Here is a 19,279-nt window from a genome sequence, read left to right on the forward strand (position 1 = left end):
GATGCGTGCTCACGAGGCCGGGGCGCTGCACGGCGACCTCGGCAGCCGGGGACCGGCGTGGCTGCGTACCCCCGAGGACGTCAACGCCCTCGTGCCGCAACTGTGGCCGCGGACCGTCACCCGCGACGCCGACGGTGAGCTGACCGTCGGCAACCTGCGGATCGGGGCGCTGACCAAGATGTTCGGCACCCCGATCTACGTCCTCGACGAGGAGGACCTGCGGTCGCGCTGCCGGGACTTCCGGGCCGCCTTCCCGGGCGAGGACATCTTCTACGCGGGCAAGGCGTTCCTCTGCAAGGCCGTGGTCCGGATCATCGCCGAGGAGGGGCTGTTCCTCGACGTCTGCTCCGGCGGTGAGCTGGCGGTGGCGCTCGCCGCCGACATGCCGGCCGAGCGGATCGGTTTCCACGGCAACAACAAGTCGGTCAGCGAGCTGTCCCGGGCGCTCGACGCCGGGGTCGGCCGGATCATCGTCGACTCGTTCGACGAGATCGACCGGCTCACCGAGCTGGCCCGGGAGCGCGGGGTCCGCCCGCGGGTGCTGCTCCGGGTCACTGTCGGGGTCGAGGCGCACACGCACGAGTTCATCGCGACCTCGCACGAGGACCAGAAGTTCGGCTTCTCGCTGGCCGGCGGGGCTGCCGCTGCCGCCGCGTTCCGGATCCTCGACGACGACGTGCTGGAACTGCGCGGGCTGCACTCGCACATCGGTTCGCAGATCTTCGACACCAGCGGGTTCGAGGTGTCGGCCCGGCGGGTGCTGAGCCTGCAGGCGCAGATCCGTGACGCCCGTGGGGTCGAGCTGCCCGAGCTGGACCTCGGCGGCGGGTTCGGCATCGCGTACACGACGCAGGACGACCCGTCGACCCCGCACGACCTGGCCAAGCGGATCAACAAGATCGTCGACGGTGAGTGCGAGGGGCTGCGGCTGGCCAAGCCGCACCTGAGCTTCGAGCCCGGCCGCGCGATCATCGGCCCGGCCATGTTCACCGCGTACGAGGTCGGCACGGTCAAGGACGTCGACGGCCTGCGGACGTACGTGAGTGTCGACGGCGGGATGAGCGACAACATCCGTACCGCCCTGTACGGCGCCTCGTACTCGGCCACCCTGGCCAACCGGCGTTCCGAAGCGGAGCCGATCCTCGCCCGTGTGGTGGGAAAGCATTGCGAGTCCGGGGATGTGGTGGTGAAGGATGAATTCTTGCCCGCCGACGTACAGCCCGGAGATCTTCTCGCCGTGCCCGGCACGGGTGCCTACTGCCGGAGCATGGCCAGCAACTACAACCATGTCCCGAGGCCCCCGGTGGTGGCGGTCCGCGGCAACGAGGCACGCGTGATCGTCCGGCGGGAGACCGAAGACGATCTGCTGGCATTGGATGTGGGATGACAAAGCCTGTCCGCTTGGCGCTGCTCGGTTGTGGAACGGTCGGCAGCGAGGTGGTACGGCTGCTGCACGAGCAGGCCGCCGACCTCACCGCCCGGATCGGCGCACCGCTGGAGATCGCCGGCATCGCGGTCCGCCGGCAGGGCCGCAACCGGGGCGACCTCCCGGTCGACCCGGCGGTCTTCACCACCGACGCCCTCGGACTGGTCAAACGGGACGACGTCGACGTGGTGGTGGAGATGGTCGGCGGCATCGAGCCGGCCCGCACCTGGCTGGTCGAGGCGCTGCGGGCCGGCAAGAGCGTGGTGACCGCGAACAAGGCGCTGCTCGCCGAGGACGGCGGGTCGCTGCACGACGCCGCCACGGAGAGCGGCGCCGACCTCTACTACGAGGCGTCGGTCGCCGGTGCGATCCCGCTGCTGCGCCCGCTGCGCGAGTCGTTGCAGGGCGACAAGATCACCCGGGTCACCGGCATCGTGAACGGCACCACCAACTTCATCCTCTCCGCGATGGACGCCACCGGGGCCGGCTTCGCCGAGGCGCTCGACGAGGCCACCGAACTCGGGTACGCCGAGGCCGACCCGACCGCCGACGTGGAGGGCTTCGACGCCGCGGCCAAGGCCGCCATCCTCGCCTCGCTGGCCTTCCACACCCGGGTCAGCGCGGCCGACGTCTACCGCGAGGGCATCACCGAGGTCACCGCCGCCGACGTGGCCAGCGCCAACGCCATGGGCTGCACGATCAAGCTGCTCTGCATCGCCTCCCGCGGCCCGGACTCCACCGGGGCCGAGTCGATCGGGGTCCGGGTCTACCCGGCGATGATCCCGCGCAGCCACCCGTTGGCCAGCGTCGGCGACGCGTTCAACGCGGTTTTCGTGGAGGCGGTCTCCGCCGGGCAGTTGATGTTCTACGGCCGGGGTGCCGGCGGGGCGCCGACCGCGAGCGCGGTGCTCGGCGACGTGGTGGCGGTCTCCCGCAACCGGCTGGCCGGCGTCCGTACGCCCAGCGAGTCGGCGTACGCGGCGTTGCCGATCCGGCCGATGGGGGAGGCGGTCACCCGCTACCACATCAGCCTCGACGTGGCCGACCGCGCCGGGGTGCTGGCCACCGTGGCCGGGGTCTTCGCCCGGCACGAGGTGTCGATCGCGACCGTCCGGCAGGCGTCCGCGAGCACCGGCGGCAACACCGGCGGTACGGCGACCGTCGGGCGCGGCGGTGACGCGATCCTGGTGATCGTCACGCACGCCGCCCCGGACGCCGCCCTCGCCGCCACCGTCGAGGAACTGCGCGGTCTCGACATCGTCCGTTCGATCGCCAGCGTGCTCCGGGTCGAGGGCGGCGTCTGAGTCCGGCTTCCGGGCGGAGCCGAGCGGGGGAGGGCGGTGTCCCGCCAGATGGGTAACCATGGGTGCGCGGGCGTGGGCACCGGCACCCTGGGTCACGCTTGACCCACCTTCACCCGGCGTCCGCCCGTACCGGCGGCAACGCATCGACGAGGAGATCGACATGTGGCGGGGTTTGATCGAGGCTTACCGGGACCGGTTGCCGGTCACCGACGCCACGCCGGTCGTCACGCTGCACGAGGGGAACACCCCGCTGCTGCCCGCGCCGGTGCTCTCCGCCCGTACCGGCTGCGACGTCTACCTGAAGGTGGAGGGGGCCAACCCGACCGGTTCGTTCAAGGACCGGGGGATGACCGTGGCGGTCTCCCGGGCGGTCGAGACCGGCAACAAGGCGATCATCTGCGCCTCCACCGGGAACACCAGCGCGTCGGCCGCCGCGTACGCCGCCCGCGCCGGGCTGAGCTGCGCGGTCCTGGTGCCGCAGGGCAAGATCGCGCTGGGCAAGCTGGCCCAGGCGCTGGTCCACGGGGCGAAGCTGTTGCAGGTCCAGGGGAACTTCGACGACTGCCTGGCGCTCGCCTCGAAGCTCTCCCAGGACTACCCGGTGGCGCTGGTCAACTCGGTCAACCCGGACCGGGTGCACGGCCAGAAGACCGCCGCCTTCGAGATCGTCGAGGCGCTCGGCGACGCCCCGGACATCCACTGCCTGCCGGTCGGCAACGCGGGGAACATCACCGCGTACTGGCTGGGCTACCGGGAGGACGTCCAGGCGGGTAACGCCACCCGCCACCCGAAGATGTACGGCTTCCAGGCGGCCGGTGCCGCCCCGATCGTCAACGGCGAGGCGGTACGCGAGCCGTCCACCATCGCCACCGCGATCCGGATCGGCAACCCGGCGAGCTGGACCGGGGCGCTGGACGCGCGGGACGCCTCCGGCGGGCTGATCGCGGCGGTGACCGACCGGGAGATCCTCGCCGCGTACCGGTTGCTCGCCCGTGAGGTGGGCGCGTTCGTGGAACTGGGCAGCGCGGCCAGTGTCGCCGGGCTGCTCCAGCAGTCCGAGGCGGGTACGGTTCCCGCCGGCTCGACGATCGTCTGCACGGTGACCGGCCACGGGCTGAAGGATCCTGAGTGGGCGATCTCCACCGCTCCGTCCCCGATCACCATCGGCAACGACGTGATCGCCGCCGCCCGCGCCCTCGACCTGGTCTGACCGCCCACCCGCCCGCACACCGGACGGCGCGACGATCTTGCACTTGTGGTGGGCCACAAATCCGGATGAGTGCCCCGAATCCAGGCGCCACAAGTGCAAGATCGTCGAGGTAATCGGTGGTGTGGGCGGCGGCGGAGGTTAGGGATTACTCGTGCCGGGGTCGGGGGTGGGCGGGGCGGCATCGAGTTGCTCGGCGGCCGCCGCGGCGACGAGCAGGGCGGTGGCCCGCTCGACGGTCGCCAGCTCGTCGACTGAGAGCCGGCTGAGGAGGCTTTGCATCCGGGTGTTGCCGGCGTTGAGGATGCCCTCCATGAGCTTATGGCCGGACGGGCTCAGCTCGACCCGGCGGACCCGACGATCGCGCGGGTCCTCACCCCGTACCACGAGATTCTGCGCGACCAGGCGGTCGACGATGCCGGTCATGGTCGCCAGGCTGACCCCGACGGTGCCGGACAGCTCCCGGCCGGACGCGCTGCCGCTGTGCGAGAGCAGGATCAGGATTTTCAGCTGCGGCAGGGTGAGGTGCAGCGACAGGAACGGGTCGGAGCGGTCGGAGGCGAACAACTGTTGCATCCGACGTTGACCATCCATGATGGCGCCGATGAGCCGGTTCCGGTCGGCCAACGCTCCGCCCGCCTCCTCGCCGCGGTGGTGGCGGTGACGGAGGTCGTTGCCACTGGCCACCGGACGTTAGCAGGCACCCCCGGCCTCACGCGAATTGTTCGTGTCAGGCAAAATATTCGTGTCGCGCCCTGACTTCCCCAGGAGAGCTCGCCCATGTCGTTGTTTGCCAGACTCAGTCTCGCCAACCGGGGGCTGGTCGCCCTCATAGCGGTGGTGATCACGGGCTTCGGGGTGTACGCCGTCCCCTCGCTGAAGCAGCAACTCCTACCGTCGCTGGAGTTCCCGGCGGCCTTCATCGTGGCCAGCTACCCGGGCGCCTCGCCCGAGATCGTCGAAGCGCAGGTCACCGAGCCGATCGAGAACAGCCTCCAGGGCGTCGCCGGCCTCAGCAAGGTCACCTCGACCTCGCGTGAAGGCGCCACGACGGTCCAGGTCGAGTACGAGTTCGGCAGCGACCTCGACGACATGGTCAACAAGATGGAGACCGCGCTCAACCGGATCAGCACCCAGCTGCCCGAGGGCGTCGACCCGCTGGTCTTCGCCGGCAGCACCGACGACCTGCCGGCGGTCGTACTGGCCGCCAGCGGCAGCGGGGACAAGCAGGCGCTGACCGACAAGCTGCGGGCCACGGTCGTACCCGAACTCGAGGGGATCGACGGGGTGCGCACGGTCGAGGTGACCGGTGCGCCCGACCAGCAGGTCGTGATCACCCCCGACCCGGTCAAGCTCGCCGGGCTCGGCATCGCGCCGACCGCCATCGGCACCGCGCTCAAGGCCAACGGGGTGGCCATCCCGGCCGGCACCCTGGTCGACGGCGGCCAGGCCCGTACGGTGCAGATCGGTACCCGGATCGGCACCATCGAGGACCTGCGCGGCATCTTCGTCAGCCCGACCGCTCCGGGCGCCCCCGCGGTCAAGCTCAGCGACATCGCCACGGTCGAGCAGCAGGTCGCCCCGGCGACCGGGTTCACCCGGACCAACGGCCAGGAGAGCCTCGGCATCCAGGTCACCGCGTCGCCGGACGGCAACGCGGTGGGCATCTCGCACGAGATCCGGGACAGGCTCGCCGACCTCGGCGAGGCGTCCGGAGCCGACCTGACCGTCGTCTTCGACCAGGCGCCGTACGTGGAGAAGTCGATCGAAAGCCTGACCACCGAGGGCCTGCTCGGCCTGGTGATGGCGGTCCTGGTCATCCTGGTGTTCCTGCTGTCGGTGCGGTCCACCCTGGTCACCGCGGTCTCGATCCCGCTCTCCGTGGTGGTCGCCCTGATCGCGCTCTGGATCGGCGACTACTCGCTCAACCTGCTCACCCTCGGCGCGTTGACCATCGCGGTGGGCCGGGTGGTGGACGACTCGATCGTCGTCCTGGAGAACATCAAACGACACCTCGGGTACGGGGAGGACAAGCGCGGGGCCATCATCACCGGCGTACGCGAGGTCTCCGGGGCGGTGACCGCCTCCACCCTCACCACGGTCGCGGTGTTCGCGCCGATCGCCCTGGTCGGTGGCTTCGTCGGGCAGATCTTCGCCCCGTTCGCGATCACCGTCACGGTGGCCCTGCTCGCCTCGCTGGTGGTCTCGCTGACCGTCATCCCGGTGCTCGCGTACTGGTTCCTCAAGCCGGCCGCCGGTGGCGAGGGCGAGGCCGCGGTGCGCGCCGCCGCCGAGGAGAAGGAACTGCGCAGTCCGCTCCAGCGGGCGTACCTCCCGGTCATCGGTTTCGCCACCAAGCGTCGCTGGTCCACGGTGGCGATCGGGCTGGTGGTGCTCTTCGCGACGTTCGGTCTCTCCACCCAGCTCAAGACGAACTTCCTGGACGACTCCGGGCAGGACACCGTCAGCATCAGCCAGAAGATGCCGGTCGGCACCAGCCTGGCGACCACCGACGCCGCGGCCAAGCAGGTCGAGGGGATCCTGGCCAAGACCGACGGGGTCGAGACGTACCAGGTGACCGCCGGCGGCGGCGACAGCCCGTTTGGCGGTGGTGGCGGCGCCGCCAACGCGAGCTTCTCGGTGGCGCTGCACGAGGGGACCGAGGCCGGTCCGCTCAAGGACAAGCTGCGGGCCGAGTTCGACAAACTGAGCAACGCCGGTGAGATCACCTTCGGCGGCGGCAGCCAGTCGACCAACCAGCTCGCGGTGATCGTCCAGGCCGCCGACAACGACGTGCTGGCGCGGGCGACCGAGCAGGTACGCCAGGCGATGGTCGAGACCCCCGAGGTGGAGGACGTCGAGAGCAGCCTCGCCGACAGCGCACCGCGGATCGACGTGACGGTGGACCGGGCCAAGGCGGCCCAGTTCGGGCTCTCCGAGGCGGCCGTCGGGCAGTTCGTCGGGCAGGCGTTCCGGGGCAGCCCGCTGGGGCAGGTGTCGCTCGGCAACGACCAGCAGGACGTGGTGCTGCGCTCCGGGTCCGCCCCGGCAACGGTGGACGAGCTCAAGGCGCTGCCGATCGGCCCGGTCAAGCTCGGTGACCTCGCCACGGTCAACGAGGTGGCCGGTCCGGTGTCGGTCACCCGGATCGACGGCGAGCGCAGTGTCACCGTCACCGGCACCGCCACCGGCGCCAACCTGGGCGCCACCAGTACCGAGCTGCAGAAGAAGCTGGACGCGCTGGACGTACCGGGGGCGACCTTCACCATCGGTGGGGTCACCGCCGAGCAGGCCGACGCCTTCGCCGACCTGGGGCTCGCCGTACTCGCCGCGATCGCGATCGTCTTCGTGATCATGGTGGCGACATTCCGGAGCCTGATCCAGCCGCTGATCCTGCTGGTCTCGATCCCGTTCGCGGCCACCGGCGCGATCGGCCTGCTGCTGGTCACCGGTACGCCGCTCGGCGTACCGGCCCTGATCGGTGTGCTGATGCTGGTCGGCATCGTGGTGACGAACGCGATCGTGCTGCTCGACCTGATCAACCAGTACCGGGAACAGGGGCTGGGCGTGCAGGAAGCGGTGGTCGAGGGAGCACGGCGCCGGTTGCGGCCGATCCTGATGACCGCCATCGCGACCATCTTCGCCCTGCTGCCGATGGCGCTCGGTCTGACCGGCGAGGGCGGCTTCATCTCGCAGCCGCTCGCGGTCGTGGTGATCGGCGGTCTGCTCAGCTCGACCCTGCTCACCCTGGTGCTGGTGCCGACCCTCTACACCATGGTGGAGGGCCGCCGGGAGCGTCGCCGCGAGCGGCGCAACCTGGCCAAGGGCGACGGCGGCATCCCCTCGGGGCCGGAGCCGGCGCTGGTCGGCGCGGGCGCGCCGGTCACCGGTACGGCCGGCGGCACGACCGACGGGGGCGGCTTCGGTGTCGACGCGGCACCCCGTCCGTCGGGTGCGCTGATCGACGGCACCGACCAGTTCGAGGTGCTCCGGCTGCCGAAGACCCGGCGTTCGCCGCTGCCACCGGCGGAGTAGTCGGGGGGAACGAGCAGTACAGCTAGTCCGGGTCGTCCCGGGTCGGTGCGGTCACCGGCCCGGGACGACCCGTCTGTGGGGTCGCGGCCTGCGGGTAGGGTGCCGATCCGTGTCGTCGTCCCCGCTGCAACTCGTCGTCCGCAACCGTGACTTCCGGAACCTGTTCGCCGCCCAACTGGTGGTCTTCGGCGCCGACTGGTTCGTGATGGTGCCGCTGCTGGTGCTGCTGCCACAGTTGACCGGCAGCGGGGTGTGGGGCGCGCTGGTGTTGGCCGTCGACACCGGACTCACCGCGCTGATCCTGCCGTACAGCGGCATGATCGCGGACCGGATCGACCGCAAGAAGATCATGATGGTGTCGAACCTGTGCGGCCTGGTCGCACTCCTGCTGCTGCTCTGGGTACGCAGTGCCGACACCGCCTGGTTGGCGCTGGTGTCGATCGGGGCGGTCGCGGTGGCGAAGGCGTTCTACTCACCCGCCTCCCAGGCGGCGCTGCCGAACGTACTGGATCCGGAGGACCTGGCCACCGGGAACGCGGTCGCCGGGGCGGCCTGGGGCACCATGGGGGTGGTCGGTGCCTCGCTCGGCGGGGTGCTGAGCGAGGTCGTCGGCCCGTACGCCTGTTTCTGGATCGCGGCGGTGGCGCTGGCCGTCGCGGCCGGCCTGGCCTGGTTGATCCGCCGCCCGTTGCAGGCGCCCCGCGACCACGCGGTGCCGGTGCAGCGGGGTTGGGCGGCGCTGGGCGAGGCGTTGCGCTACATCTGGGCCCGGCCACGGTTGCGCGCCCTGGTCACGGTCAAGTCGGCGGTCGGCCTCGGCAACGGGGTGCTGACCGTTTTCCCGCTGCTCGCCGGCGTGTACGGCGTCGGCGCGATCGGTGCGGGCCTGCTGTTCGCCAGCCGGGGAGCGGGTGCGTTGGCCGGTCCGGTGCTGATGCGCCGGGTGCTCACCCGGCGGTCCTGGCTGCTGCCCGGCCTGGCGCTGTCGATGTCCGGCTACGGGTTGGCCTACCTCGGGGTGTCGGTGGTCAACTGGTTCCCGCTGGTCCTGGTGCTGGTCTTCGTGGCGCACTTCGCCGGCGGCAGCAACTGGGTGCTGTCCAACTTCGCGTTGCAGGGTGAGGTGCCCGACCGGCTCCGGGGCCGGGTGTTCGCCACCGACCTGATGCTGGCCACCTTCGCGATCTCGATCAGTCAGCTCGTGGTCGCCGCGGTGGTGGACCACGTCGACGAGCGGGTGGTGCTCGCCGGCTGCGGGCTGGTCACCCTGGTCTACGCGATCGGTTGGCGGATCGCCACCCGCAAGCTCTCCCTGACCGAGTCGGAGCCCGCCCCGGACGTCGAGCCGTCCCGGTAGGGAACGGGGTTGTCCGACGGGTGGTGGCTCGCTATCGTAGTGATATCACTTTGCTACTAAGGAGATGTCATGGAGCGAGTGGTCTTCCGGATGTCCGGCTTCCTCATGATCGCGGTCCTCGTGGTGCTCGCCGCCGCCGCGGCCGGTGTCCTCGTCGCGGTCGGTAACGACGGGGCGATCGTGGCCACCGCCGTCACCTACGCCGTACTGGCCGCCATCGCGGGCACCGGTTTCACCATCGTCAACCCCAACAACGCCCAGGTGGTGCAGTTCTTCGGCCGCTACGTCGGCACCATCCGCGACGCCGGGTTCCACTGGACCCTGCCGCTGACCGCCCGTACCCAGGTGACGCTGCGGGTGCGCAACTTCGAGACCGCCCGGCTCAAGGTCTCCGACGCCGACGGTAACCCGGTCGAGATCGCGGCCGTGGTCGTCTGGCGGGTCGTCGACGCCGCCAAGGCGGTGTTCGCCGTCGACGACCACGTCGAGTACGTCGCCGTGCAGGCAGAGACGGCCGTACGGCACCTCGCCACCAGCTACCCGTACGAGGCACACGACTCCGGTCGGGCCAGCCTGCGCGACAGCGCGGTGGTGAGCGAGGAGCTGACCCACGAGCTGCGGGAGCGGTCCGAGATGGCCGGCGTCGAGGTGCTCGAATCGCGTACCACGCACCTGGCCTACGCTCCGGAGATCGCCCAGGCGATGCTGGCCCGCCAGCAGGCCAGTGCGATCGTCGGCGCCCGCTACAAGATCGTGGAGGGCGCGGTCGGGATGGTCTCCCTCGCGTTGGACAAGCTGCGCGAGGAGCACGTGGTGGACCTCGACGAGGAGCGCAAGGCACAGATGGTGGCCAACCTGCTGGTCGTACTCTGCGGCGACCGGGCCGCCCAGCCGGTCGTCAACGCCGGCTCCCTCTACAGCTAGGGGCGGTCCGGCTGATGGCCGAGCGCAAGAAACTCCTGCTCCGGCTCGATCCGCAGGTCTACGACGCGTTGGCCCGGTGGGCCGGTGACGACCTGCGCAGCGTCAACGCCCAGATCGAGTTCGCCCTACGGCTCGCCCTGCGTACGGTCGGGCGATCACCGAAACCGTCGAACGAGCCGGCGGCGGGCGAGTCGGGACCGGCGTCGGACGAGTCGGGATCGGATGAGCGGGCGCCGGGTGAGTCCGGCGGGTAGCGGGTCAGCCCGCGACTCGCCGTCCGAATACTGATCAGGCGTTGGGCGGCCGGCTGCCGTGGTGGCCGGCCGCCCTAGCATGGACGGATGGTGTTGTCCTTCGTCTCCGGGCCGGTCCGGGTCCGGGTGCCCGCGACCAGCGCGAACCTCGGGCCGGGTTTCGACTCGCTCGGTCTCGCGCTGGCCCTTCACGACGAGGTCGGCGCCAGGGTGACCCCCGGCGGTTGCCGGGTCGCGGTCACCGGTGCGGGCGCGGGCGAACTGCCCGACGACGAGACCCACCTGGTGGTCCGGGCCATGCGGGCCACCTTCGACCTGCTCGGCGGCCAGCCGACCGGGCTGGCGCTGGACTGTGTGAACCGGATCCCGCAGGCCCGTGGCCTGGGTTCCTCGTCGGCCGCGATCGTCGCCGGGGTGCAGTTGGCCCGTGGACTGACCGTCGACGGTATGGACCGGCTCGACGACGCCGGTGCGCTGCGCCTGGCGGCCGAGATCGAGGGACATCCGGACAACGTCGCGCCCTGCCTGCTCGGCGGCTTCACCATCGCCTGGACCGAGACGGCGCCCCTCTCGGCCGGGCTGGCCGGATCCGACCAGCCCGTCGCACCCGTCCCCGGAGCGGGAGTGACGGATGGGACTCAGGGGAGCATTGAGGCGCAGGTGGCGGCCGATGCCGGGCGCCCCGGGGTGGGTCCGGGTGCGCGGGCGGTTGTCCTGCGGCCGTCGCCGGATGTCACGCCGGTGATTTTCGTGCCCGAGGAACGGGGACTCACCGCCGTTGCCCGTGCCGCACTGCCGGCCACGGTGCCGCACCAGGATGCCGCGCGGAACGCCGGACGGGCCGCGTTGCTCGTGCACGCGCTCACCGCCGACCCCTCCCTGCTGTACGCCGCGACCTCCGACCGGCTGCACCAGGACTACCGTGCGGCCGGGATGCCGGGCACTGCTTCCCTGCTCACGGCCCTGCGAGCGGCTGGAGTGGCGGCGGTGGTCAGTGGTGCGGGACCGACCGTACTGGCCCTGTCCGCGGTGCCGGAAAACTTCGACCCGGGAATGGGCTGGTCGGTCCGGCTGTTGCCAGTAGACGTGACCGGCGCCCAGGTTGATAGGGTTAGACTGGGACACGCCGAGCGGGACCCTGTTGCCGCAGGTCGGAAGAGTTGATTACGCTCTAGACTTAGCACAGCCGCGAAGCATGCGATCTCCTGCGGGTCGGTGCACCCCCGAAGCTTTCGGCGGTTAGCCCGTCTCACCCTTGCCTAGGCCCACGCCGCACCGCAGTTTTCCACCGGTCGTCGCAGACGGCGAAGACTGCTCACCGACGTTGGTGAGTCGGGAAAACCGGCTGCTGTGTTACAGACTCCCGTTACGCGCGACGCGAGGCGGGTGTACCGAGGCCGCCCGGCCACCTTGTTAGTCGATCCCGGGTAGCCCCGGCCTTATCGAGGGAAGGAATCCATTGAGCGACACCACCGACGTGACGTCGGATGTTTCCAACGTCGCTGGCGAAGCCACCGCGGGTCCCGTCCGTCGCCGCCGGACTGGCACCGGCTTGTCGGCGATGCTGCTGCCGGAGCTGCAGAGCCTGGCCGCGTCGCTCGGCATCTCCGGTACTGCCCGGATGCGCAAGGGCGAGCTGATCAGCGCGATCTCCGAGCGTCAGGGGGGCGCCGCCGCCGGTAGCCCGCCGCGTCCACGGGCCGAGGTCGCCGCCGCGGCCGCGCCGGCCCGCGAAGAGGTACGCGCCGAGGTGCGGGACACCACCGAACGGCGTGGCGCGGACGAGACTCCGGCTCCGGCTGCCCAGCCGGCGGCCACCGAGGCGCCCGTACGCGAGCGTTCCTCCCGCCGGTCCAGCCGTGCCGCGGCAACCGCCGCCGCCACGGCAGCGGTGGAGCCGAAGGCCGACGAGCCGGTGGCCGAGACCACCGAGCGGGTCGAGCGGGCCGAGTCCCGGACCAGCCGGGAGCGGGGTGACCGGGCCGAGCGCGGTGAGCGCACCGAGCGCGGCCAGCGCAACGGCGAGCGGAACTCCGACCGCAACGGCGAGCGGAACAACGAGCGCAACGCCGAGCGTGGCGGCGACCGCAACGCGGAGCGTGGCAACGACCGCAACGCCGAACGCGGCAGTGACCGCAACGGTGAGCGGAACGCCGACCGCAACGGCGACCGGAACCTCGACCGCAACAACGACCGGAACATCGATCGCAACGATGACGGCGACGATGACGGCGAGGGCGGTGGTCGCCGCAGCCGCCGCAGCCGGTTCCGGGACCGTCGGCGCGGTCGCAATGACCGCCCCGAGGGCGCCGAGACCACCGGTGGCGGCCGGGAGCCGCAGGTCAACGAGGACGACGTGCTCGTCCCGGTGGCCGGCATCATCGACGTGCTCGACAACTACGCCTTCGTCCGGACCACCGGTTACCTCTCCGGCCCGAACGACGTCTACGTGTCGATGTCCCAGGTCAAGAAGTACGGCCTGCGTCGAGGTGACGCGGTCACCGGTGCGGTCCGCGCGGCTCGCGACGGTGAGCAGCGGCGGGACAAGTACAACCCGCTGGTGCGGCTCGACACCATCAACGGAATGGAGCCGGACGAGGCGAAGCGGCGGCCGGAGTTCTACAAGCTGACCCCGCTCTACCCGCAGGAGCGACTCCGTCTGGAGACCGAGCCGCACATCCTCACCACCCGCGTCATCGACCTGGTCATGCCGATCGGCAAGGGCCAGCGGGCGCTCATCGTCTCCCCGCCCAAGGCGGGTAAGACGATGGTGTTGCAGGCGATCGCCAACGCGATCACCCACAACAACCCGGAGTGCCACCTGATGGTGGTGCTGGTCGACGAGCGGCCCGAAGAGGTCACCGACATGCAGCGCTCGGTGAAGGGCGAGGTCATCGCGGCCACGTTCGACCGGCCGCCGCAGGACCACACCACGGTCGCGGAGCTGGCGATCGAGCGGGCCAAGCGCCTGGTCGAGCTCGGCCACGACGTGGTCGTACTGCTGGACTCGGTGACCCGGCTCGGGCGGTCGTACAACCTGGCGGCACCGGCCAGCGGCCGGATCATGTCCGGTGGTATCGACTCGACCGCGCTCTACCCGCCGAAGCGGTTCCTCGGCGCGGCCCGCAACATCGAGAACGGCGGCTCGCTGACCATCCTCGCCACCGCACTGGTGGAGACCGGGTCCATGATGGACACGGTCATCTTCGAGGAGTTCAAGGGCACCGGCAACGCGGAGCTGAAGCTGGACCGGAAGATCGCCGACAAGCGGGTCTTCCCGGCCATCGACATCCACCCGTCCGGTACGCGTAAGGAAGAGATCCTGCTCGCGCCGGAAGAGTTGGCCATCACGCACAAGCTGCGCAAGGTGTTGCACTCGCTGGACTCGCAGGCCGCACTGGACCTGCTGCTGGACCGGCTCAAGCAGAGCCGTACCAACATCGAGTTCCTGATGCAGATCGCGAAGTCGACCCCGGGGGAGTAATCCCTCGCGACGTACGCGAAAGGGGCACGGCCGGAAACGGCCGTGCCCCTTCGTCGTGGCACCGTCAGAAGTCGCCCTCGGCCACCTGGAAGACGGTGAGGCCCAGGGAGCGCCACATCCGGACCACCTGCATTCGGTCGTCGAAGACGCCGACCACCTGGAAGCGGGGGTGGATCTCGGCTTCGAAGATCTCCCGCTTGACCACCGAGTCCCTGCGGGTGTCGCCGTACTCGCGCATGTGGAGGCCCAGGTACGGCACTGCCACGTGCAGGTCCAGCCAGGCTTCGGTCGTGGCCCGGCAGGAGTCGTCCCGTCCGGAGCAGAAGACCACGCCGTAGCCGGCCGAGTGCATCGCCCGGACCGCCGCGATCACCGCCGGATTCGGCCGGTCTTCGCCGACCCGGCTCATGTCGTACGGGCTGCGCTCGCCCAGCAGCGCCACCGTCCCGTCGATGTCCACCAGTACGATCTCCGGGGCGCCGGACGTGGGCCGGTAGACGGTCGCCGGGCCGCCCGGGGTCACGTACGGCACCGGCAGCGGCAGGGTGCGCCCGGCCAGGTACCGCTGGTGCATCCGGCGGATCGCCTCCTCACCCACCCGGTCGTCCTCGGGCCGGTCGGCGTCCCGGCGTACGCACTCGTCCACCGGTACGTCGGTGAAGTCGTGCACCTCCAACGTGGCGCCGAACCGGGCACCGAGTTCGGCCCAGTCCCGTACGGTCCTCGACCGCAGGTTCGTGTCGTCGACGCAGACGTCCACCCGTGCCCGGAGCAGCGCCTCGACCTGCGCCCGCTGTACGGCGGTCACCTGGCCCTCGGCCCACTGGGTGAACAGGCGGGTGCCGTGCAGCATCCGCCGCAGGTCGTCGCGGTTGACCCGGACCACGCCCGGCTGAAGTTCACGGGCGAAGGTGGTCTTGCCGGAGGCGGGCAGCCCACGGGTGAGGATCAGTCGGGTCATCGGTCACTCCGGGTTGTGCGGGGTCCGGTCACCGGCGGGCTTGGCCTGCTGCCAGAGCAGCGGATGGTGGTCCTTGCCGTCGAGTCGGAGGAAGAGGGCGGCGCGTTCCGGGTGGGCCAGGGCCCGGCTGGCGAAGTCGCGTCGGGTCCAGCCGTCGGGCAGGCCGGCGACGATTTCAACGTACGCGGTCTCGATCCGGGCGGCGCGGGCCGCGACGGTCGCGGTCAGCTCGGCCGCGACGGCCTCGACCCAGGCACGGAACTCGTCCGGCAGTGGCTCCACCAGGTTGGTCAGGCTGCCGCCGTGGACCATGACGTCCCAGACGGTACGGGCGCTGAGGCCGTGGACCAGGCGGTGCAGCCGGACGTAGTCGGCGTACTTGATCTTCACCCGCTGGTCGGTGTCCGGCCAGTGCACCACCAGCCCTTCCCGGTTGTCTCGCGGCGGCGCGGCCAGCGCCTCGGCGAACGTGCGGTAGGGCAGCGGCTCCACCACCGGACCGGGCCAGCCGGGGACCGCCGCCGGGCCGTGGCTGCGGCCGGTGGCGATCTCGACCGAGCCGAGCAGCACCAGGTCGTCCAGGCCGGCGTAGTCGAGCACGATCCGGTTGGTCGGGTAGATGATCTCGACCAGTACGGTGTGCCCGGCCGGCGGGACGAAGCCGGGATAGCGGGTGCGCAGCAGTTCGGTTGCGTGCCGGGCCTGGTCCGAGGTGAACGAGCCCCGGGTGGCGACCGCGTACCCGTCCGGGGTCGGGAAGATCACACCGAGCGAGCCGTCCGCCTTGTCCGTCACGGTCGCCGGTGCGTCGAGCCGGAGGTCCGGCGCCCCTGGCTGGTCGTGGTTGAAGAACTTCGGGTACGGCCGAGCGAGCACCGCCCCGGTCACGTCGTCCACGATCAGCCCCCGACAGGCCAGTGTCACCGGCGTCCAGATCGAGGCGTACGTGCACGCCTCGGTGTAGTTGTAGATGGACAGCGGCAGCTCGGGGTGCCGTTGCACGCGTACGAGACCCTCGGCGAGCGCTTCGGCCAGGGCCGAGGGATCGAAGACGTGCGCCAACGGCGTCACCGGTACGCGGACAGCGGTGGTCACGGGGAATGCCTTTCGGCGGGAGGGGAATGCACAGGGGTGCGGGGAACGTTAACCACCACGGATCAGGTGTGCAGCCCGATTTCGGGGTGGGCCGAGGCCCATGGCACACTGGTCAATCGGCCACCGGTTCCGGTTCACGCCCGAGCGCGCCACGCGATCGTGACGAGCGTTGACGGCGACCCGGCGACCACTTGACGAAAGGGACCGAGGCGACATGAAGCCCAACATCCACCCGGAGTACGTCACCACCGAGGTGACCTGTTCCTGCGGTAGCACGTTCACCACCCGCAGCACCGCCAAGGGCGGCTCGATCCACGTCGAGACCTGCAGCGCCTGCCACCCGTTCTACACCGGTAAGCAGCGCGTTCTCGACACCGCCGGCCGGGTTGCGAAGTTCCAGCAGAAGTACGCCAAGGTTCAGGCCAAGAAGGCCAAGTAGCTGCGTCGACGGCGCCCGCGTCCCGGTTCGTACCGGGCGCGGGCGTTGTCCGTATATGCCCGCGGTCCCCCATTCCGCCGCGGTTCCCCCGCTCGGTCACAAGGAGTACGGGTCATGAGCAGTGAGCGGTTGGCTGGCCTTCTCGACGAGTACGCGCAGCTCGAGAAGCGGTTGGCGGATCCGGCGATCCACGCCGACCAGGCGACCGCCCGGCGGGTCGGGCGTCGGTTCGCCGAGCTGACCCCGATCCACAAGGCCGCCGGTGAGTTGTCCGAGGCCCGGGCCGACATCGAGGCCGCCCGTGAACTCGCCGCCGAGGACCCGTCGTTCGCCGGCGAGGTGGACGCGCTGGCGGCGTCCCTGCCCGCGCTCGAACAGCGGCTGGCCGAGCTGCTCGCCCCGCGCGACCCGCACGACGCCAAGGACGTGATCCTGGAGATCAAGGCCGGTGAGGGCGGCGACGAATCCGCCCTCTTCGCCGGTGACCTGCTCCGGATGTACACCCGGTACGCCGAACGCCACGGCTGGGTGACCGAGGTGCTCGAGGTGCAGGACTCCGACCTCGGTGGGGTGAAGGACATCTCGCTCGCGGTGAAGACCAAGGGCGTACCGGAGGGCGGCAACGGGGTCTGGTCCCGGCTGAAGTGGGAGGGTGGGGTGCACCGCGTACAGCGGGTGCCGGTCACCGAGTCCCAGGGCCGGATCCACACCAGCGCCGCCGGTGTCCTGGTGCTGCCCGAGGCGGAGGACGTGGACGTCACCATCGACCCGAACGAGCTGCGGATCGACGTGTTCCGCTCGTCCGGCCCCGGCGGCCAGTCGGTCAACACCACCGACTCGGCGGTGCGGATCACCCACCTGCCGACCGGGATCGTGGTCTCCTGCCAGAACGAGAAGAGCCAGCTCCAGAACCGGGAGCAGGCGTTGCGGATCCTGCGGGCCCGGCTGCTCGCCGCCGCCCAGGAGCAGGCCGACGCGGCTGCCTCCGACGCCCGCCGGCTCCAGGTGCGTACGGTCGACCGCTCGGAGCGGATCCGGACCTACAACTACCCACAGAACCGGATCACCGACCACCGGATCGGCTACACGGCGTACAACCTCGACCTGGCGCTCGCCGGGGACCTGGACGCCGTGCTGGACGCGCTGACCGAGGCGGACCGGGCGGCCAGGCTGGCCGGCGAGAGCGAGCTGTCCCGCCGCTGATCCGCCGCTCTCGCGGACCCGGTCAGGAGACGATCCGGGGCCGGGTCTTCGACCGCAGCATCTCCCGGTCGGCGACCTTGAACGCGGTGCTCAGCGCCTCCCGCAGGTTGGCACCGGCCCCGCTCACCTCGGCGAAACCGACGCTGACCCCGACCGGGGTGCCCGGCACCAGCGAGGCCCAGTCCTCGGCGTACACCGCGGCGGTGATCCGGCGGCCCACGTCGTCGGCCTCGGCCATGCCGGCGCTCGGCAGCACCACGATGAACTCGTCACCGCCGAACCGGGCCACGAAGTCACCCCGCCGCATCACCCGGTTGATCACCCCGGCGATGCGTTGCAGGACCAGGTCGCCGGAGTGGTGTCCGTGCGCGGTGTTGACGGCCTTGAAGCCGTCGAGGTCGCAGACGCCGATCACGGCCCGCTCGCCCCGTCCGACCATTGCCGCGACGTAACGCTCCAACCGGCGGCGGTTGGGCAGGCCGGTGAGCGGGTCGGTGAGCGCCTCGTCCTCGTACCGGGCCGCCTCGCGGCGCAACTCCTCGTGGTCGATCCGGGCCGCGATGCCGTCGACGTACACGTCCCGGAGCCGGTCGTTGCGCTGGGCGGCGAGCCGGAACGCGAACCGGTCGGCCCGGTGTGCCGCCGGATGGTCACCCGCCCTGCTGTACGCCATGCTGCGCAACCGGGCGTGCTCGGCCGCGCCGAGGGTCTCGGCGGCCACGGTGATCGTGTCCAGCCGGGTCATCGCCTCGATCGGCCGCCCGGCGGCGATGGCCAGGCACGCCTCACCGAGCTGGCGCATGTCCCGCGCCCGGGCGCTGTCCCCGCCCTTGCTGAGCAACGAGGTGGCGGAGATCCCGGCGGGCAGCTCGGTCGGCTCACCGAGGGCCGCCCGGCGGGCGACCGCGTACCCGTACGCGACCAGGCTGCTCGGGCGCAGCCGTGCCCCGCCACCGGTGGACACGAACCGGTCCAGGTCGCCGCCGATGTCGCGGAGCACCCGCAGGCAGCCGTCGCTGTCGCCGTGGTGGTCGAGGGTGACCGCGTTGCGCAGCCGGATGCCGGGGGCGGCGAACGTCTCGTCCGGTATACCGGCGGCGGCACCGAGCTGGCGGGCCCGTTCGATGGCGGAGAGCGCATAACCGTGGAAGCTGAGGTAGGAGTAGGCCATCGCCAGGTCGTGCCAGGCCCAGGCGGTCTCCCGGTCCGGGTCCTCCACCGCGGCCAGCGCCTGGGCGCTGCGGACCAGGTGGGTCACGCACCGGTCGAGGGCACCGTGGTCGTGCGCGGCGAGCGCGGCCAGGGCGTGCAGGTGCCCGTGCAGGTACGGCTCGGAGACGAGGTCGCGGGCGGCGTCGAAGGCGCGCTCGACGGCGGTGGTGTATTCGGCGGTCCGGCCCAGGTTGATCAGCGCGGAGAGGCGTTGGACCAGGGCGTCGGCGCGGGAGTACGGGTCCTCGGTGGCGTCGATGACCTGCTCGAAGGTCTGGCACGCCGCGGCGGACCGGCCGGCCTCCATCAGCCCGCGAGCGTGCATGAGGACCTCGGCCTGGTCTTTGACCTGGTCGAGCCAGCTCACGCGGAACCTCC

The 19,279-nt window shown here is 71.0% G+C and carries 15 protein-coding genes; 11 read left to right on the forward strand and 4 right to left on the reverse strand.

Features of this window, described 5'->3' with window-relative positions; translation table 11 throughout:
• The first annotated feature begins 1 nt into the window (after position 1).
• The 3 genes from lysA (at position 2) to thrC (ending at position 3,940) form a co-directional block, all read left to right on the forward strand.
• A complete protein-coding gene (gene lysA, locus ACWEFB_RS23810) occupies positions 2 to 1,387 on the forward strand; it encodes a diaminopimelate decarboxylase (RefSeq protein WP_452288746.1) in 1,386 nt (461 codons plus the stop codon).
• Positions 1,384 to 2,730, forward strand: a complete 1,347-nt coding sequence (locus tag ACWEFB_RS23815; protein WP_452288748.1) for a homoserine dehydrogenase — start codon at positions 1,384 to 1,386, stop codon at positions 2,728 to 2,730. Before lysA ends, ACWEFB_RS23815 begins: the two co-directional genes overlap by 4 nt.
• Positions 2,731 to 2,890: 160 nt before the next feature.
• A complete protein-coding gene (gene thrC / locus ACWEFB_RS23820) occupies positions 2,891 to 3,940 on the forward strand; it encodes a threonine synthase (protein WP_452288750.1) in 1,050 nt (349 codons plus the stop codon).
• 138 nt (positions 3,941 to 4,078) lie between these two features.
• Here the strand turns inward: thrC and ACWEFB_RS23825 are convergent, their stop codons facing one another.
• Positions 4,079 to 4,531: a MarR family winged helix-turn-helix transcriptional regulator gene (locus ACWEFB_RS23825; protein WP_452288752.1), complete on the reverse strand. Its 453-nt coding sequence runs from the start codon at positions 4,529 to 4,531 to the stop codon at positions 4,079 to 4,081.
• Positions 4,532 to 4,717: 186 nt separating this feature from the next.
• Between ACWEFB_RS23825 and ACWEFB_RS23830 the strand changes: the two genes are divergently transcribed.
• The 6 genes from ACWEFB_RS23830 to rho all read left to right on the forward strand — a co-directional run bounded on the left by ACWEFB_RS23830 (position 4,718) and on the right by rho (position 13,991).
• Entirely contained in the window at positions 4,718 to 7,972 is a 3,255-nt protein-coding gene (locus ACWEFB_RS23830) for an efflux RND transporter permease subunit (RefSeq protein ID WP_452288754.1), read from the forward strand.
• Positions 7,973 to 8,081: 109 nt separating this feature from the next.
• Positions 8,082 to 9,329 (forward strand): MFS transporter, encoded by a 1,248-nt coding sequence (locus tag ACWEFB_RS23835; RefSeq protein ID WP_452288756.1) that lies wholly within the window; start codon positions 8,082 to 8,084, stop codon positions 9,327 to 9,329.
• Between the two features lie 69 nt (positions 9,330 to 9,398).
• Entirely contained in the window at positions 9,399 to 10,253 is an 855-nt protein-coding gene (locus tag ACWEFB_RS23840) for an SPFH domain-containing protein (RefSeq protein ID WP_452288758.1), read from the forward strand.
• A gap of 14 nt (positions 10,254 to 10,267) precedes the next feature.
• Entirely contained in the window at positions 10,268 to 10,507 is a 240-nt protein-coding gene (locus tag ACWEFB_RS23845; RefSeq protein WP_452288760.1) for a hypothetical protein, read from the forward strand.
• A gap of 87 nt (positions 10,508 to 10,594) precedes the next feature.
• Complete coding sequence (thrB, locus tag ACWEFB_RS23850) at positions 10,595 to 11,671, forward strand: homoserine kinase (protein ID WP_452288762.1); 1,077 nt, start codon at positions 10,595 to 10,597, stop codon at positions 11,669 to 11,671.
• Positions 11,672 to 11,966: 295 nt separating this feature from the next.
• On the forward strand, positions 11,967 to 13,991 hold the full coding sequence (gene rho / locus ACWEFB_RS23855) for a transcription termination factor Rho (RefSeq protein ID WP_452288764.1): 2,025 nt from the start codon (positions 11,967 to 11,969) through the stop codon (positions 13,989 to 13,991).
• Between the two features lie 64 nt (positions 13,992 to 14,055).
• Here the strand turns inward: rho and ACWEFB_RS23860 are convergent, their stop codons facing one another.
• A complete protein-coding gene (locus tag ACWEFB_RS23860; protein WP_452288766.1) occupies positions 14,056 to 14,952 on the reverse strand; it encodes a phosphatase domain-containing protein in 897 nt (298 codons plus the stop codon).
• 3 nt (positions 14,953 to 14,955) lie between these two features.
• Positions 14,956 to 16,047, reverse strand: coding sequence for an RNA ligase (locus tag ACWEFB_RS23865; protein WP_452288768.1), 1,092 nt, complete (start codon positions 16,045 to 16,047; stop codon positions 14,956 to 14,958).
• A 214-nt stretch (positions 16,048 to 16,261) separates the two neighbouring features.
• Between ACWEFB_RS23865 and rpmE the strand changes: the two genes are divergently transcribed.
• Both rpmE and prfA read left to right on the forward strand, forming a co-directional pair.
• On the forward strand, positions 16,262 to 16,486 hold the full coding sequence (gene rpmE / locus ACWEFB_RS23870; protein ID WP_121156762.1) for a 50S ribosomal protein L31: 225 nt from the start codon (positions 16,262 to 16,264) through the stop codon (positions 16,484 to 16,486).
• 114 nt (positions 16,487 to 16,600) lie between these two features.
• Positions 16,601 to 17,689, forward strand: coding sequence for a peptide chain release factor 1 (gene prfA / locus ACWEFB_RS23875; RefSeq protein WP_326562842.1), 1,089 nt, complete (start codon positions 16,601 to 16,603; stop codon positions 17,687 to 17,689).
• A gap of 22 nt (positions 17,690 to 17,711) precedes the next feature.
• On the opposite strand, the gene ACWEFB_RS23880 is transcribed toward prfA, so the two are convergent.
• Positions 17,712 to 19,268 carry a GGDEF domain-containing protein gene (locus tag ACWEFB_RS23880; protein WP_452288771.1) on the reverse strand — a complete coding sequence of 519 codons (1,557 nt, stop codon included), beginning with the start codon at positions 19,266 to 19,268 and terminating at the stop codon, positions 17,712 to 17,714.
• Positions 19,269 to 19,279 lie beyond the last annotated feature (11 nt).

This window comes from Micromonospora sp. NPDC004704 (assembly GCF_053601675.1).

Bases quoted from the DNA above. Each gene is read 5' to 3' on its own strand.
- ACWEFB_RS23815 (WP_452288748.1), top strand. From the start codon at position 1,384: ATGACAAAGCCTGTCCGCTTGGCGCTGCTCGGTTGTGGAACGGTCGGC.
- ACWEFB_RS23860 (WP_452288766.1), bottom strand. From the start codon at position 14,952: ATGACCCGACTGATCCTCACCCGTGGGCTGCCCGCCTCCGGCAAGACC.
- ACWEFB_RS23840 (WP_452288758.1), top strand. From the start codon at position 9,399: ATGGAGCGAGTGGTCTTCCGGATGTCCGGCTTCCTCATGATCGCGGTC.
- thrC (WP_452288750.1), top strand. From the start codon at position 2,891: ATGTGGCGGGGTTTGATCGAGGCTTACCGGGACCGGTTGCCGGTCACC.
- ACWEFB_RS23825 (WP_452288752.1), bottom strand. From the start codon at position 4,531: ATGGATGGTCAACGTCGGATGCAACAGTTGTTCGCCTCCGACCGCTCC.
- rpmE (WP_121156762.1), top strand. From the start codon at position 16,262: ATGAAGCCCAACATCCACCCGGAGTACGTCACCACCGAGGTGACCTGT.
- thrB (WP_452288762.1), top strand. From the start codon at position 10,595: ATGGTGTTGTCCTTCGTCTCCGGGCCGGTCCGGGTCCGGGTGCCCGCG.
- lysA (WP_452288746.1), top strand. From the start codon at position 2: ATGCGTGCTCACGAGGCCGGGGCGCTGCACGGCGACCTCGGCAGCCGG.
- ACWEFB_RS23830 (WP_452288754.1), top strand. From the start codon at position 4,718: ATGTCGTTGTTTGCCAGACTCAGTCTCGCCAACCGGGGGCTGGTCGCC.
- prfA (WP_326562842.1), top strand. From the start codon at position 16,601: ATGAGCAGTGAGCGGTTGGCTGGCCTTCTCGACGAGTACGCGCAGCTC.
- ACWEFB_RS23845 (WP_452288760.1), top strand. From the start codon at position 10,268: ATGGCCGAGCGCAAGAAACTCCTGCTCCGGCTCGATCCGCAGGTCTAC.